This window comes from Methylovorus mays, assembly GCF_020531915.1.
Lineage (GTDB): Bacteria > Pseudomonadota > Gammaproteobacteria > Burkholderiales > Methylophilaceae > Methylovorus > Methylovorus mays.
This window is the reverse complement of sequence record NZ_JAJAVG010000006.1, coordinates 172,803-187,013: the sequence shown is the minus strand read 5'-3', so window position 1 is coordinate 187,013 and position 14,211 is coordinate 172,803. Positions and strand designations below refer to the sequence as shown.

The window sequence follows — 14,211 nt, the reverse complement described above, 5'->3', positions numbered from 1 at the left end:
TGTAACTCAAAATCCTTGATCACAAGACCATTTAATTAAGCCTATGCTCTTCAAACGATCCCTGCTGCAAGAGCTTGTGGGCACCGCTATCGGCGCTTTCCTGGTGCTTTTTGGCATCGTGATTGCGCAACGTGTTGCCTACTATATTGGCGTAGCCGCCAAAGGCAGCCTGGCAAGCGACGCCATCAACACTTTGTTGGGCTTCAGTATGCTGAAGTTCCTGCCCATGATTCTTTCCCTCACCATCTTCCTCGCGGTGTTGCTGACACTGACACGCTGGCACCGCGATAGTGAAATGGTGGTCTGGTTCAGCTCAGGCATGGGGCTGGCGGGCTGGATACGCCCTGTACTGACATTCGCCACTCCGGTCGTAGCCGTCATTGCGGTGCTTAGCCTGTTCGTCACGCCATGGGCCACCAATAAAGGTTCGGAATTCCGCGATCAGCTGAAAAGCCGGGATGAGCTTGCTTCGATCAGCCCCGGTGTATTCAAGGAATCGCGTAACGCCGATCGCGTATTCTTTGTCGAGAGCTTTGACGAGCTGGGCAATGTCGTCAAAAACATTTTCGTACAATCGGTTCAGCACCAGCGCTTGGGCGTGGTGGTCGCCAGCCAGGGGCACCGCACCGAGGCCGACAATGGCGACAACTTCCTGGTAATGGAACATGGTCGTCGCTATGAAGGCAAGCCGAATACAGCGGAATTTTCCACGACCGAGTTTGAGCGTTACTCCATTCGGATTGAGCCTACCGAAGTCAAGGAACAGCCCCCGGGCACCGCAGCACTGGATAGCCTGGAATTGCTGAAAAACCACAACCCGGCCAACAACGCCGAGTTGCAATGGCGCCTCGCCATCCCCATCTCCGCATTCTTGCTGGTGTTACTGGCCATTCCCCTGAGCTTTGTGGATAACCGCTCCGGCCGCTCCGCCAACATGATGCTGGCCTTGTTGATCTACATCATCTACAACAACCTGCTCAGCATCGTGCAAGCCTGGCTCACGCAAGGCAAACTCAATCCGGTCGTCGGGCTATGGCCGGTGCATGTGTTCTTCCTGCTGCTGACCATCTGGATGTTTTATCGCCGCCTGCTGCAACGCCCGCTGATCCCGGCGTTCTGGAAATTGAGCTGGTTCAAGTCATGAAACTGCTTAAGCGTTATCTGACGCAGGAAATCGTTTCCAGCATCATGCTGATCATGGTGGCCTTGCTCGCCATGTTCTCGTTTTTTGACCTGATCCAGGAGCTGGAAAGCATAGGCAAAGGCACCTATGGTCTGAACAAGGTGCTTCTGTTTGTGCTGCTGAGCGCGCCAGGGCACGTCTATGAAGTGGTGCCCGTCGCCGTGCTGGTCGGCACCATGTATGCACTGGGCCAACTATCACGGCATTCCGAGCTGATCATCCTGCGCGTCAGCGGCATCTCGATTGCGACCATTGCCCGCTCGCTGCTGAAAGTCGGCCTGATTTTCGCCGTCATCACTTTTTTTGTCGGTGAATTTGTTACCCCTTATAGCGAAAAAACCGCACAGCGCCTGCGTATCCAGGCGACGGATTCCGTCGTGGCGCAGGACTTTCGCTCTGGTCTCTGGGTGAAAGATGGCCGCAGCTTCGTCAATGTGGAAGAAGTGATGCCCGATTCGGGACTCATGAATATCCACATTTATGAATTTGATGACACCTTTCACCTGCGCACCATCAGTGATGCGAAAACCGGCCGTTTCGATGGGGAAAACTGGCATCTGAAGGATGTGCAACAGACGCACTTTCTGGATAAAACCGTCAAATCCGAGTTTTTCCCACAGGCCCAATGGCAATCACTTATCCGACCAGAATTGCTGAATGTACTTCTGGTGGTGCCGGAAAAAATGTCCGCATGGAATCTGTATTTCTACATCCACCACTTGAGCGCCAACAAGCAGAAAACCTCACGGCATGAAATCGCCCTCTGGTCAAAAATGGTATATCCACTGGCATCGCTGGTCATGGTTGTGCTGGCCTTGCCATTTGGCTTCTTGCAACAACGCTCAGGAGGCGCCAGTGCCAAGATTTTTGCCGGGATCATGCTGGGCATTGTGTATCAGGTACTGAACCGCGTGTTTGTTCACCTTGGGCTGCTCAACGACTGGTCCCCCCTCATGAGTGCGGTGGTACCAACGCTGCTTTTCCTGCTCGCAGGCCTGACCATGCTGTTCATGGCGGAGCGCCGTTAGCTGTTCTACTTTGAAGGCCGCTTGGGTGGCTCCAGTTGCAGGCGACAACCCGTCAGGCGGTCATGCAGATACAGGCCTTCACGATCAAACAAGGCCCATAAAAACCCCACCCCAAAAAACACGCTGGCGAGGACATAGCGCAAGCAAGCCTGACGCCAGTCCAGTGCTGCACCCTGGCGATTGGTAACGCGAATGCGCCAGGTCTGCATGGCCAGCGTTTGCCCCCCGTGCCGCCACGACCACACCAGATAGCCACCTGCCACCAGCCACAAATATCCCTGCAGAATGTAGCGCGCCGGCGGCTCGGTTGCGCTGCCCAGCAAGATGACAAACAGGAAGGTGGCAAAAAACAGGATGGCCACCAGCAGCAGAGCCTCATAGAGCATGGCAGCAATGCGGCGTGGCCAGCGGGGGGAATCAGGTAGCGTCATTAGCAAAGTGGGCCCGGCCAGACTTGGCGGGAGCTAGTTATCAAGTTCGTTGGCGTCGTAAAGATCGGGCTGCTCGCGGCGCAAGCCTTCACGCTGAGCTTCAGGCAGGCTCTGGTATTCGCGCCATTTCTTGCGCAATTCTTCCTGCTTTTCGGGCGGCAAGGACTGGAACTGCTGGTATTTCTTGCGTGCATTCTCGCGCTCGAAGGGCGTCATGCGACTCCAGTCATTCAGGCGCTGCTGAACACGCGCCTGTTGCTTGGCATTCATCTTGGGGTAGTCACGGGCAATATCCAGCATTTTCTCGCGTTGCCAGGGGCGCAAGGTATCCCACTCTTTGGAAAGCGGGCTCAATACCTTGCGTTGATCTTCCGTGAGTTGCGACCATTTCAACATCACGCTCTTGCTATCCTCTGCCCAGGCCGGCCCACTCAGCAGGACCAGCAACAGCAGGCCTAGCGCGCGTTTTGTTGCAGCCATGTATCAAACCCTTTATCCAGATATGCTTCAGGCGGCAACTCGGACCCCAGCAAAAATGCGTCACCCTGCTCCAGCTGGTGCTGGCCGATGACATGCTGAGTGACGATAAAGCCCAGCGCCAGCGCGCCCAGCAGCAATGCCGCAGATGTCATCAGCCGATGATGCAACACATAATTGCCGAGACTGTGGAACACACCTGCATGGCCCGCCGCCTGCCATTGCGGCTGCATGGCCGATACTGCGCGCTCACGGGCCGTCGCCAGACGGCGAATGACATCGTCATCCAGGTTTTCGACACTGGCATCTAGTGCCTGAACGACAAGCTTTACAGTAGATTCTTGCTGGTTCATGATCCGGCTCCAGGTTTCTTGAGTCCCTGTTGATTAAATCCATAGTGTTGTAATGTTGCGGCAAGCGCATGCACTGCTCTGGAGCAATGGGTCTTGACGCTCCCCTCTGAGCATCCCATCGCAGCGGCAGTTTCGGCGACATCCATATCCTCCCAGTAACGCATCAGGAAAGCTTCCCGTTGACGTGCAGGCAGTTTTTCTATCGCACGTTCAATTATAGCAATCGTTTGACTGCGCTCAAGCTGCGCCTCAGGCTCATCTTCACTACGCTGGCCGGTTTCCAGGGTTTCCAGAGGATCATGCTCGTCATCATCTGCGGAATGGCCCCCAAATGAGGAAAGCAAAGAGGTCCAGAGATTGCGCACCTTCTGCCGACGCCAGAAATCACGCATGGTATTTTGCAAAATACGCTGAAACAGCATGGGAAACTCTGCCGCAGGCCGTGCGCCATATTTTTCGGCCAGCTTGAGCATAGCATCCTGGACGATATCAAGCGCAGCATGCTCGTCACGGACTGCATAAGCAGTTTGGCGATACGCGCGGCGTTCCACTTCGGCTAGAAAGTTTGAGAGTTCCTGAGCTGTTGCCATTTTCTATGCAGTTACAGACATAATGTATTGGGTACGGACGGGCATGTTCTTGAGATATAAACAGCGCTTGAACGGGGCCTGAGCCGCATTCCCGGTCGCTCCTGGCCAATGCAGTATAACAGTTGAGTTTCGATCCTTGCCGTCGAATTGTAAAAATCAATTAAGATATTAGTCACTCAATCAGGTAGCAAATTCGCAATGGCAAAATTATTACTGCTCGCCGTGGCTGCATGGCTGGTTTACAGCATACTCAAGCGCTATGCAAAAAATCTTGATTCACGCGATACACGACCTTCTGGTGAGGAAAAGATGGTGAAGTGCGCGCACTGCGGGGTACATCTGCCACTAAGTGAAAGCGTGCGCATAGCGCAAACAGATTACTGCAGCGAGGCGCACGCCCAACTGCACAGCAACAACCAAACGGGCGATCATGAGCAGTAGCCTGGAGGCATCCCACACCATAGAGAAGCGTGCCTTCTGGCGGCCGATGGGGTTATTCAATCTTTACCGGCTCGCCATTGCCCTGATCTTTGTCGGATCGTTCCAGTTTCTGGATGACCTGCCTTTCTGGGAAAACTTCAACAAAGCCCTGTATTTCCAGATCGCGCTTGGCTACCTCGGCATCAGCCTGGTGGCGATTATCTTCACAGGCTTGAAGAAACCAGGCTTCTCAACTCAGCTGACAACGCTGGTAGTGATGGATATCGGCTTCATCATCATGCTGATGTATGCCTCGGGCGGCATACGCAATGGCCTGGGTTTGCTGCTGGTAGTGGCAATTGCGGCCGCCAGCATGATCAGTCGCGGACGGCTGGCCCTCTTTTATGCGTCTCTTGCCACCATTGCGCTGTTGCTGGAGCAAACCTACCAGTTGCTGCATTGGCAGGAAAGCATCGTCGATTACTCGCATGCCGTGATGCTTAGCCTGAGCTGCTACGCCACGGCCTGGCTGGCGCATAGCCTCGCAAAGCGTGCCCGTGAGAGCGAGAAGCTGGCATCAGAGCGTGGCGTCGATCTTGCCAGCATGGCACAGATCAATGCGCTGATTATTGAAGAAATGCACGATGGCGTTCTGGTCGTCGACCATGCCATGCAACTACGGCACCATAACCAGCAAGCCATCACCCTGCTGGGGCTGGATCCCGAAGCACCAGCCCCCACCAACCTGCAAGCCTTGCCGGAAGTCGCTGCACTGATGCAGGATTGGATGAATGATCACACCGAGCAAGAGTCCATCTTTAAACTACAGAGTGCGCATCATGACCTCCGCTTGCGCTTCATGCCTCTAAACCACCAGCGCGATCAGGGCGCTGTGATCTTCATTGAGGACTGGAGCCAGATACAAACCCAAGCACACCAGATCAAACTGGCAGCGTTAGGCAAACTGACAGCCAACATCGCGCATGAAATCCGCAACCCGCTGAGCGCCATCAGCCATGCAAACCAGTTGCTGCAGGAGGATATTGCTGATCCTGGTTCGCAAAAATTACTCAGCATCATCGCCGACAATGCGGAACGGCTGGACCACATTGTGACGGATGTGCTCGAGTTAAACCGGCGTGACCGCACCCAGCAGCAGGCCGTGGCGCTGGACAGCTTCATACAGGCGTTCCACGAGCAGTTCTGTCAGGTGGAAAACATCCCCGCCAGCGGATTTGTGCTCGACATCCAGCCTGGCGCCCACATCGTGATGTTTGACCACAGGCACCTCAACCAGATATTGTGGAACATCTGCCGCAATGGCTGGCGTCACGGGCAAAAGCAGGAGGGAAGCCTGCATCTGGGAATTCGCCGCTCATCGCGCTCACGCGCAATACGCATTGCGATTCGCGACGATGGGCCAGGCATTGCGCCTGATGTGATGCCACACTTGTTTGAACCCTTTTACACTACCGAGGCAACCGGAACCGGTCTGGGATTGTATATCGCCCGCGAATTGTGTCAGGCCAACAATACGCGGCTGGAATGCAGCTCCACTCCGCAAGGCAGCCTCTTTACGATGACTATAAAAAATGGCTAACCCACTCAACTGCCTCGTCGTGGATGATGAACACGACATTCGCGAACTGATCGTCATGACGCTGACACGCATGGGCCTGAAAGCCGACAGCGCAGCCAATCTTGATGATGCCAAATTCATGCTGCGGCAAAAATCTTATGCCCTGTGCCTCACCGACATGCGGCTACCTGACGGCAACGGGCTGGACCTGGTGCGATACATCAATCAGCACCATGCCGGGCTGCCAGTCGCGGTTATCACCGCCTACGGCAGTGCGGATAATGCAGTTTCGGCCCTCAAGGCCGGGGCGTTCGATTACATCACCAAGCCCATTTCGCTGCAACAATTGCGACCCCTGGTGCAATCCGCGCTCAACCTGCCCAATGCGGCAGGCAATGTCACAGGCCCCAGCCTGGTGGGCGAATCAGCCGCCCTGCAACAGATTCGCGCCACCATTACCAAGCTTTCCCGCAATCAGGCGCCCGTCTTTATCAGTGGCGAACCCGGCAGCGGAAAGTCACTGGTAGCACGGCTGATCCACCAGGCCAGCTCCCGCCAGAGCGGCGCATTCATTACACTCGACTGTAGTGCTATCCCCGAACAGCACCTGGAAAAAGAAATCTTTGGCGATGAAGATGAACCCGGCGCGCTACAGAAAGCTTCAGGTGGCACCCTGTTTTTCAAGGAAATCGCTGCCTTGCCACTGGCAAGCCAGGTACGCCTGCTACGCGCCATTCAGGATAAAACAATCTCGGTACCAGGGCAGCGCAAGGAAGAAAATATCGATGTCCGCATCATCAGCGCCTCGCAACGCAATCTGGCGGCCATGATGGAACGCAGCCAATTCCGCCAGGACCTCTATTACCGCCTCAATGTGATTGCGCTTGACCTGCCTGCCCTGCGCGATATTCCGGAAGATATTGCCCCGATCAGTCAATACTTGCTAAAACGCTTATGCCAGGCCCAGAAGATAGATGTTCCGCTGATTGCGCGCGAAACCCAGCAAATGCTGCTACAACATTACTACCCGGGTAATGTACGCGAATTGGAAACCATACTCGAACGTGCGCTCACCCTGCATGATGGACGTAGCCTGCAGCCCGCCGATTTGCGCCTGCAAACTGAAAGCAAGCGGGTCGCGCTCGAAATTGAAGCCAATGGCCTGCCGTTGCCTGATTATCTGGAAAGCATAGAAAAGCAGGCGATTCTGAACGCGCTGGAAAAAACCGGCCATAACAAGACGGCTGCCGCCAAGCTGCTCGGGGTCAGTTTTCGCACCTTGCGCTATCGGCTTTCCAAGCTAGGCTTGGGTAAAGACAGCGATAGTGATGAGGATGAGGACTAAGGGGATCAGCGCACCAGCCTGCCACGGGGCAGCAGGCTGGAAGCGATAAGCTTGCCTAGTTGAAACTCAAGCCAAGGCCGGGGTTAACGCGTCCAAGCTTGAAGATTTAAACTGGGGGCTCAGAGCAACACGATACCAAGGTAAATCAGATACATCAGGCCATTGACCCACAGATGCCAGATCTTGATACCGCCACGCGCCACCAATACACGCAACCAGATGGCGGCCAGCAGGGTAATCACCAGACCGGATAACACTTCCACCCGAGGTTCCCAGGGCGTCAGCATGATGCCAATGGCAGGCAGCAGCGTGCCCTGAAACACCATGGCGCCGGTAATGTTGCCAAAAGCCAGGGTATCCTTGCCTTTGCGCACCCACAGGATGCTGTTCACCTTTTCAGGCAATTCAGTCGCAATTGGAATAATCAGCAGGGATAGCAACAGCGTCGATACCCCGATAATGTGTGCCGCTTCTTCCACGCCATGGATAAAGCCTTTTGCCCCGGCTACCAGCAGACCCAGACCAAAGGCCAACTGCAGCACGATTATGACAGTGTTATTGGGCAGGCCAAGGCGACAGAGAAACATCGGCTCCTCGGCTTCGGTCCCATGTCCGCTGCTCACCAGATGCTTGGAAGCGCGTATCGTCAACAAGATGTAGATGAAGTAGATCAGCACCATGCCAAAACCCAGCGCAGCGCGGATAGCCGCCTGGGTATGGGGAATGAACAGGGCCAGCGCGGCAAACGAGAAGGCCACGATGAAAAAGTCCAGATCACGTCTCAAGCCGGTTTTTTCCGGATGAAAGCGGCCCTGGGCGCCGCGCTTTTTGAGCACAGCAAATGCCATCAAGGAAATGGACAGGGTGGCCAGCATCAAAGGTGCGCCAAGAATGGCCCCTACGCCAATTTCTTCGTTGGTTTGCAGGTTTTGCGTGCCTGCCAGCAAGGCCAGCAAAGGCACGGAGGTTTCCGGCAAGGCCGTGCCGACAGCGGCGAACAATGAGCCTGTCACCCCTTCCGAAATCCCCAGCTTTTCTCCCAGATGCTCCAGCGCATTGGTAAACACCTCTGCTGCGATTAGAATCACTATCAGCATGAGGAACAATTCAAAAAATACCATGGTTTGCATCCATTTCTTCAGTATCGGTCAAGGTGCGTAGCCCGTGGGGCACGCGATGAATTTCAGGATTTTATCGGATAACATGAACGCCAACATGACAGCCCTCGAAATTAACGCAGACGGCGTGCTGAATCAGGCGACATTTATTGCCTCGCCCAACCATGACGCCAGGCCAGATGAAGCCCAGATCAAGCTGATTGTGATCCACAATATCAGCCTGCCTCCCGGGCAGTATGGTGGGAACGGCATTATCGAATTATTCACCAACCAGTTGGATCCGGCTGCGCACCCTTACTACGCCGAGATTCATACGCTCAAGGTTTCCTCGCACTTTCTCATCCGCCGCGATGGTAGCGTGCTGCAGTTTGTTCCGTGTGGCCGTCGCGCCTGGCATGCCGGGGTGTCGCAATGGCAGGGACAGGAGCGCTGCAATGATTTTTCCGTAGGCATCGAGCTGGAGGGGTGCGATACCGATACCTTTACCAAAGCGCAATACTCACAATTGCAGCAGCTGATCGCCGCACTTAAAAAACACTATCCTATTGCAGGCATTGCCGGGCACTCGGATATCGCGCCTGGTCGCAAAACCGATCCCGGCCCCGGCTTTGACTGGTCACAGATCACATAACCTCCCCGTTCATATCCTTCATGTGGATTTGCGGCCAAGACTAACGGCCAGCACCCCAGCCATGACCAGCGCGGTACCCCCCAGCTGCAACCAGGTGATGTGCTCGCCAAGAAATATCCAGGCCAGAAAAATGGTCGATACCGGGCCGATGGAGCTGATGAGCGACGCGCGGTTGCTGCCCAGCCTTTGAATACCGATATTGAGCAATACCGCCGGCAACACCGTCGCCACCACCGCCATCAGCAAGCTCAGCAGATATACCTCGTCAGGCAGCTGAGACCAGCTCACCACATGCTGACTGCCTGCGTAATGCATGCCGCTGGTAAAGGTCGCCACCAGCATGGTATAGGCGGTAAACCTCGACGCACCAACCTGCGGAATCAACTTGCCACTCAACACCAGATATGCGGCATACAACACCGCACTGGCAAATACCAGCGTAGCCCCCATGAAGACCACATCCGCAGTACCGTGCACAAACTCGATATCATGCCCCACCACCAGGCCGACGCCCGCATAGCCCGTTACCACGGCAAATAACTCGCGGCGGCCGATCGCCTGCCTGAACATCAAGGCAGAAAACATGAGCACCATGGTGGGGTAAAGAAACAGGATGATGCGCTCCAGGCCTGCACTGACATACGCCAACCCGGCAAAGTCCAGCCACATGGGACCATATCCGCCAATGGCACCCAGCCCCAGCACCGCCATCCATTGGCGCAAGGAGAGTGTTGCCAGACTATCCTGCCTCGCTGACCACCACGCCAATGCAGCAAAAAAGGGAACGGAAAACGCCATACGCAGGGCAATCAGCGTAGCCGGATCTACCGGATACACATACGCCAGCTTGACGATAATGGCCTTGGATGACACCGCCACTGAGGCGAGCAATACCATGGCAATACCCGCCATAGGAGAAGAAAAGCGTGAGCTGTTAAACATAGACATCGTTGACCCAGTTCTGGGCTCAACGAGAATAGACACTAGTCAACCGCGGAGAGCCCGCGGTTGCAAAATTCAGGACAAATAGCAACCGCAGCACTGGGTGGCACGCAGCCACAGCACTTTGCGGTTAATGACGGAAATGATCGCTATTTGTTTTTTCATGGAGGCGGCACTATAAGGGAGTGCCTGTTATAAGGTCAAGACCGGTGTGTTTGGATGATGCCCCGGTCCTGACTTAAGCCTTGGTGAAATTCAGCTTAATTAACCAGTTTCACACTGCCCTTCATCATGAAGGCATGGCCGGGGAAAGAGCAGAAAAACACATAATCCTGGCCATCAGCGAGCTTGCTGGCAGCAAACTTGACGCTATCTTTCTCGCCGCCGCCAATCAGCTTGGTATGCGCAATCACGCGCGTATCCCCTGCCTTGACGTAATCATTCGCTGATCCGGCGGCGGCGCCATCGGTAAGCACAGCCTTTTCATCACTGGCTTTGGCCAATACCCAGTTGTGACCCATCATGGCTTTGGCCATGGTACCGGTATGCTTGAGATTAACGGTGAATTCCTTGCAGCTTTTGCTAACCTCGACGGCTTTGGTGTTGAACTGCATGGCATCATTGGCTTCGATATCCACACTGCAGGCAGCCGCCATGGCATGACTGGATGCAAAACCGATAACAAGCGCGAGGGAACGATATAAACGCATAATGAATGTCCTTTTTACTGAGCTAAAGTAGGGAGTTGTTGGCTTACAGCCCTGCTTTTCTGCGGGACATCGCTGGCTAATGAGAATCATTATCATACATGCCCGTAAAAAATGCCAGTCTCGGCTTGACTGGCATTTGTGGAGTAAGGGTTAATGGTTATGCGTAACAGCCTGAGATGGCTGCAGCTGCACGTCAGATCGATTAACGCTGCACCAGCTTCTGCACGATCAGGCTGCCCACCATATCACCCTCTACATTCACAGTGGTTCGCAAGGTATCCAGCAAGCGGTCTATGGGTAACAAAATGGCGATGGCTTCCGCTGGCAACCCTACCGATTGCAACACCATCACCATGGTTACCATCCCCGCACTGGGGATACCAGGCGCGCCCATGGCGGCGATCATGGCGGTAAAAAACACCACCAATTGCTGGCCCATCCCGAGTTCTATCCCTGCTAGGTTCGCAATAAACAAAGCGGCAGCGGCCTCATACAACGCGGTGCCATCCATATTGATGGTGGCCCCCAGAGGAATGACAAACCCGGCGATTTCCGGCTTTACGTGAAGCTTGTTTTCCACGCAGCGCAAGGTCACCGGTAAAGTCGCCGAACTCGAACTGGTAGCAAAGGCCGTCACCAACGCTTCACGCGCGCTGCGCCAGAAGTGCAATGGTGTTACCCCAGTGACCAGGTAAAGTAACAGCGGCAGGATGATGACACCATGAATCAGCGTGGTTGCCACAACAAGCGTGACAAATTTCCCCATGGTCTGCAACAGGCCCAGATCCTGATTGGCCACCAGCTGCGCCAGCAACGCCATGATTCCCAGCGGCGCCAGATGCATGATCCAGCCGACAATGCGCATGACCAGTTCCTGGGCTTCCTGCAGCAGTTTGTGTATGTTCTGGTAGCGCTCGCCGCCCACCACCAGCGCGATCCCCATGAACAAGGCAAAAATCACCACGGCCAGCACCTTGCCATTGGCAAGTGCAGCGAAGGGATTGATGAACAACTCATGCAGAAATTGCTTGAAAAACTCGGACATGGTCATCCGGTGGGCTTCGAAGTTCTGCATGGCATCCTGGAACATGGCCAGCTGCATGCCTTCACCAGGCTTGAAGATATTGCTTGCGGTCAGTGCCAGCGCGATAGCCAGCATCATGGATAATATGAAAAAACCCAGCGTACCGATCCACACCCGGTGTACCTGTCGATGCGCCTGAAGATTGGCTACTCCGACCACAATCGAGGTGAATACCAGCGGGATCAACACCATCTTGAGCAGGTCGATGAATACGCCACCCAGCAAAGCAAAGGCATATAGCACATTAAGCTTGAGAGAAGAGTCTGCGGGCAATGCCCCTAGCATGCCCCCAGCGATTACACCAAAAAATGCGGCAAGAAAAATCTGGCTATTGAGGCTGAGTTTGATGGTGCTCTCCTGGTTTCAAGATTCACACAATAAAAATTGGCTGGGCCTTTAATTTTCTGATTTTTTTTCTGAATGGCTTGCAGCTATCCGCCTTCAGATTGATGATGAACATGCTGAATGGATAACTCTCACCAGTCAATGCTTTCAAGACCTTAGGCGCCTTATCTCCCAGAGTCCACCAGGATGTTTCAAATGCCAGCACATGATCGAACAACTCTGGATCCGCGACCAGCCTTCGCCGCAATAAATATACTCGGCGAATATGCTGGCGGTTCCGCTGGAGAATGAGCTTTATCTGGTCAATATCAGCTTCAGCAACTTGATGCACTTCCAGCGCTGCATTCGACGGTAAATGCGACAGCTCCTGATTCACTCTTTGAAGGTAATCCTCCCGTGCCTGCCAGCGTTCCTGGTAATGAGCAGCTTTTTCATGGTCGATATCGCGATAATATCGCCAAGCGGCCTCGCATGCGATTGATGTTGTAGCAACATCACGCTCCATGACAAATTCCAGATCGGCAATACCCTGCTCATCACCCGCTTGCAACAGGACCACACCTCGCCGGAAGCGCGCTGGCAAATACTCAGGATGCTCCGCAAGCAAGGCATGCACCATGGCGCCTGTATTATCGACAAGTTTCAACTCCTCTTGTGCAACAATCATCTCCCACCGCTGATCTGCATCTGGATTGTCCAGTGATTGCAAGTCCTGCAGCTTTTCGCGTTTGGTCTGAAAGTACTGATGCCGCTCCTGCCATTGTGGACGCACGCTATCTCTCCACTGGGTATCAAACTCATCCAGGAGAGATATTTGTAGCCACGCCATGGCGGCAGTCTGCAGGGGGACAGCCATGCTCTCGACATGCTCCTCATTTACCGCATATCCGATTGCCGCAAGCCTGTCGGCCAACGCAGGATGAGTATCCAAATGGTCCGTATGTTGCTTCATGGCATTCTCAAAAAATCGTGTCCGGGTTTCTGCATCCAGCCTTTCCTGCATCAGATGCATCCAGAAATGGCTACGTTTTGCGGTAGGTTCCGGCTCCGTCAACACCTGCCGCTCAACCTCAGGCCAGAAAATTTCGTGTTCGAACTGGCTGGCAATATTGACCCTCATCAAGGCTTTGGCAGCAGGCTCAGTCCCTACCAGCTCGACCGAGGATTGGTCTGCCTGATATTCATTCTGACGGGCGAAAACGAAGGTGTAGGCATTGAAGTAAGGCGCGTACCATCGGAAAAGACGCGCGATCAGTCGTGAACCCCAATCCTGCCATTGCTCTGAAAGCGTCTGCAACCTTCCCCATGCAGAACGCAGGCGATAGATGAAGCCACCGAAACGGCTATGATGACCTGACAGATGACCATATTCATGTGCAATAACCGCCAGCGCCTCCTCTTCGCTCATGACTTGTAACAAAGGCAAACCCAGGATCAGGTAGTTTTGCTCCCAACCAAATAGTCCAAAACGGGGATGCTGCAAGATGGCGGCGTTCATTTCATTTGTCAGCATGACGCGGTGAATTGCTGGCCCGCGCATGCGACTACGCAACTCCGCGATTCGGGCGAACAGCACCGGTGCGTCATCTACACTGAGCATACGCCCTTGGGGAGGAGGAAATCGGGTAGTCAGCATACTGAATGATGTCTTCAGCATCATCCAGGCTGGCCACACCAGCAGCAATAGCAGCTTGCCCAGCTTAAGCAGAAGAATGAGGGCCTTGCCGCCAGTGGCAACCACAAGAATGCCCAAGAGGACCAGGACTGCTAAGGGAATCAAGGCAAACAACACGGCGAGCGCGAGTACAAAAAAACCCAGTAATGCAACCATCGCGACTTGCCAGCGATATCGGGCCGGGTTTCTTTGTGCCAGGATTTCGAGTCGATTGACCAACTGCGTGAACAGCATTGCATCCATGTTTCCGCGCTCCCGAGGCAGAATTATTATGGAATAAATATTACCTCAGAATGCGCG

At 54.3% G+C, this 14,211-nt stretch carries 15 protein-coding genes; 6 read left to right on the top strand and 9 right to left on the bottom strand.

Annotated elements, in window-relative coordinates:
- Positions 1-43 precede the first annotated feature (43 nt).
- Together lptF and lptG are read left to right on the top strand one after the other, a co-directional pair.
- Positions 44-1,144: an LPS export ABC transporter permease LptF gene (gene lptF, locus LG203_RS08385; protein WP_230345359.1), complete on the top strand. Its 1,101-nt coding sequence runs from the start codon at positions 44-46 to the stop codon at positions 1,142-1,144.
- Entirely contained in the window at positions 1,141-2,211 is a 1,071-nt protein-coding gene (gene lptG, locus LG203_RS08380; protein WP_230345358.1) for an LPS export ABC transporter permease LptG, read from the top strand. Before lptF ends, lptG begins: the two co-directional genes overlap by 4 nt.
- A 5-nt stretch (positions 2,212-2,216) precedes the next feature.
- Here lptG and LG203_RS08375 read toward each other — a convergent pair whose 3' ends face one another.
- The 4 genes from LG203_RS08375 to LG203_RS08360 are packed head-to-tail and all read right to left on the bottom strand — an operon-like array spanning position 2,217 to position 4,062.
- Positions 2,217-2,642 (bottom strand): RDD family protein, encoded by a 426-nt coding sequence (locus tag LG203_RS08375; RefSeq protein WP_230345357.1) that lies wholly within the window; start codon positions 2,640-2,642, stop codon positions 2,217-2,219.
- Between the two features lie 33 nt (positions 2,643-2,675).
- The gene (locus LG203_RS08370; RefSeq protein WP_230345356.1) at positions 2,676-3,122 is read right to left on the bottom strand and encodes a DUF3106 domain-containing protein; all 447 of its coding nucleotides are present in this window, start codon (positions 3,120-3,122) and stop codon (positions 2,676-2,678) included.
- The gene (locus LG203_RS08365; RefSeq protein ID WP_230345355.1) at positions 3,098-3,472 is read right to left on the bottom strand and encodes a DUF3619 family protein; all 375 of its coding nucleotides are present in this window, start codon (positions 3,470-3,472) and stop codon (positions 3,098-3,100) included. Before LG203_RS08365 ends, LG203_RS08370 begins: the two co-directional genes overlap by 25 nt.
- Entirely contained in the window at positions 3,469-4,062 is a 594-nt protein-coding gene (locus tag LG203_RS08360; protein ID WP_230345354.1) for an RNA polymerase sigma factor, read from the bottom strand. The genes LG203_RS08365 and LG203_RS08360 overlap by 4 nt, the downstream gene beginning before the upstream one ends.
- A gap of 198 nt (positions 4,063-4,260) precedes the next feature.
- Here LG203_RS08360 and LG203_RS08355 point away from each other — a divergent pair, with 198 nt between their 5' ends.
- Genes LG203_RS08355 through LG203_RS08345 form a run of 3 tightly spaced genes read left to right on the top strand, consistent with a single transcriptional unit; the run spans position 4,261 to position 7,406 of the window.
- Positions 4,261-4,503 (top strand): PP0621 family protein, encoded by a 243-nt coding sequence (locus LG203_RS08355; protein WP_230345353.1) that lies wholly within the window; start codon positions 4,261-4,263, stop codon positions 4,501-4,503.
- On the top strand, positions 4,493-6,082 hold the full coding sequence (locus LG203_RS08350) for a two-component system sensor histidine kinase NtrB (protein WP_230345352.1): 1,590 nt from the start codon (positions 4,493-4,495) through the stop codon (positions 6,080-6,082). Before LG203_RS08355 ends, LG203_RS08350 begins: the two co-directional genes overlap by 11 nt.
- Positions 6,075-7,406, top strand: coding sequence for a sigma-54-dependent transcriptional regulator (locus LG203_RS08345; RefSeq protein WP_230345351.1), 1,332 nt, complete (start codon positions 6,075-6,077; stop codon positions 7,404-7,406). Before LG203_RS08350 ends, LG203_RS08345 begins: the two co-directional genes overlap by 8 nt.
- Before the next feature lie 119 nt (positions 7,407-7,525).
- Here the strand turns inward: LG203_RS08345 and LG203_RS08340 are convergent, their stop codons facing one another.
- Entirely contained in the window at positions 7,526-8,527 is a 1,002-nt protein-coding gene (locus LG203_RS08340; RefSeq protein ID WP_230345350.1) for a sodium:calcium antiporter, read from the bottom strand.
- Between the two features lie 94 nt (positions 8,528-8,621).
- On the opposite strand from LG203_RS08340, the gene ampD reads away from it, so the two are divergent.
- Positions 8,622-9,155, top strand: a complete 534-nt coding sequence (ampD, locus tag LG203_RS08335; protein WP_407665380.1) for a 1,6-anhydro-N-acetylmuramyl-L-alanine amidase AmpD — start codon at positions 8,622-8,624, stop codon at positions 9,153-9,155.
- An 18-nt stretch (positions 9,156-9,173) separates the two neighbouring features.
- On the opposite strand, the gene LG203_RS08330 is transcribed toward ampD, so the two are convergent.
- The 4 genes from LG203_RS08330 to LG203_RS08315 all read right to left on the bottom strand — a co-directional run bounded on the left by LG203_RS08330 (position 9,174) and on the right by LG203_RS08315 (position 14,154).
- On the bottom strand, positions 9,174-10,103 hold the full coding sequence (locus LG203_RS08330; RefSeq protein ID WP_230345348.1) for a DMT family transporter: 930 nt from the start codon (positions 10,101-10,103) through the stop codon (positions 9,174-9,176).
- Between the two features lie 254 nt (positions 10,104-10,357).
- Complete coding sequence (azu, locus tag LG203_RS08325) at positions 10,358-10,807, bottom strand: azurin (RefSeq protein WP_230345347.1); 450 nt, start codon at positions 10,805-10,807, stop codon at positions 10,358-10,360.
- Between the two features lie 202 nt (positions 10,808-11,009).
- Entirely contained in the window at positions 11,010-12,239 is a 1,230-nt protein-coding gene (locus LG203_RS08320) for a dicarboxylate/amino acid:cation symporter (RefSeq protein WP_230345403.1), read from the bottom strand.
- 22 nt (positions 12,240-12,261) lie between these two features.
- Positions 12,262-14,154: a M48 family metallopeptidase gene (locus tag LG203_RS08315; protein WP_230345346.1), complete on the bottom strand. Its 1,893-nt coding sequence runs from the start codon at positions 14,152-14,154 to the stop codon at positions 12,262-12,264.
- Positions 14,155-14,211: the final 57 nt, after the last annotated feature.

Coding starts and splice junctions, on each gene's coding strand:
- lptF (WP_230345359.1), top strand. CDS start 44: ATGCTCTTCAAACGATCCCTGCTGCAAGAGCTTGTGGGCACCGCTATC.
- lptG (WP_230345358.1), top strand. CDS start 1,141: ATGAAACTGCTTAAGCGTTATCTGACGCAGGAAATCGTTTCCAGCATC.
- LG203_RS08375 (WP_230345357.1), bottom strand. CDS start 2,642: ATGACGCTACCTGATTCCCCCCGCTGGCCACGCCGCATTGCTGCCATG.
- LG203_RS08370 (WP_230345356.1), bottom strand. CDS start 3,122: ATGGCTGCAACAAAACGCGCGCTAGGCCTGCTGTTGCTGGTCCTGCTG.
- LG203_RS08365 (WP_230345355.1), bottom strand. CDS start 3,472: ATGAACCAGCAAGAATCTACTGTAAAGCTTGTCGTTCAGGCACTAGAT.
- LG203_RS08360 (WP_230345354.1), bottom strand. CDS start 4,062: ATGGCAACAGCTCAGGAACTCTCAAACTTTCTAGCCGAAGTGGAACGC.
- LG203_RS08355 (WP_230345353.1), top strand. CDS start 4,261: ATGGCAAAATTATTACTGCTCGCCGTGGCTGCATGGCTGGTTTACAGC.
- LG203_RS08350 (WP_230345352.1), top strand. CDS start 4,493: ATGAGCAGTAGCCTGGAGGCATCCCACACCATAGAGAAGCGTGCCTTC.
- LG203_RS08345 (WP_230345351.1), top strand. CDS start 6,075: ATGGCTAACCCACTCAACTGCCTCGTCGTGGATGATGAACACGACATT.
- LG203_RS08340 (WP_230345350.1), bottom strand. CDS start 8,527: ATGGTATTTTTTGAATTGTTCCTCATGCTGATAGTGATTCTAATCGCA.
- ampD (WP_407665380.1), top strand. CDS start 8,622: ATGACAGCCCTCGAAATTAACGCAGACGGCGTGCTGAATCAGGCGACA.
- LG203_RS08330 (WP_230345348.1), bottom strand. CDS start 10,103: ATGTCTATGTTTAACAGCTCACGCTTTTCTTCTCCTATGGCGGGTATT.
- azu (WP_230345347.1), bottom strand. CDS start 10,807: ATGCGTTTATATCGTTCCCTCGCGCTTGTTATCGGTTTTGCATCCAGT.
- LG203_RS08315 (WP_230345346.1), bottom strand. CDS start 14,154: ATGGATGCAATGCTGTTCACGCAGTTGGTCAATCGACTCGAAATCCTG.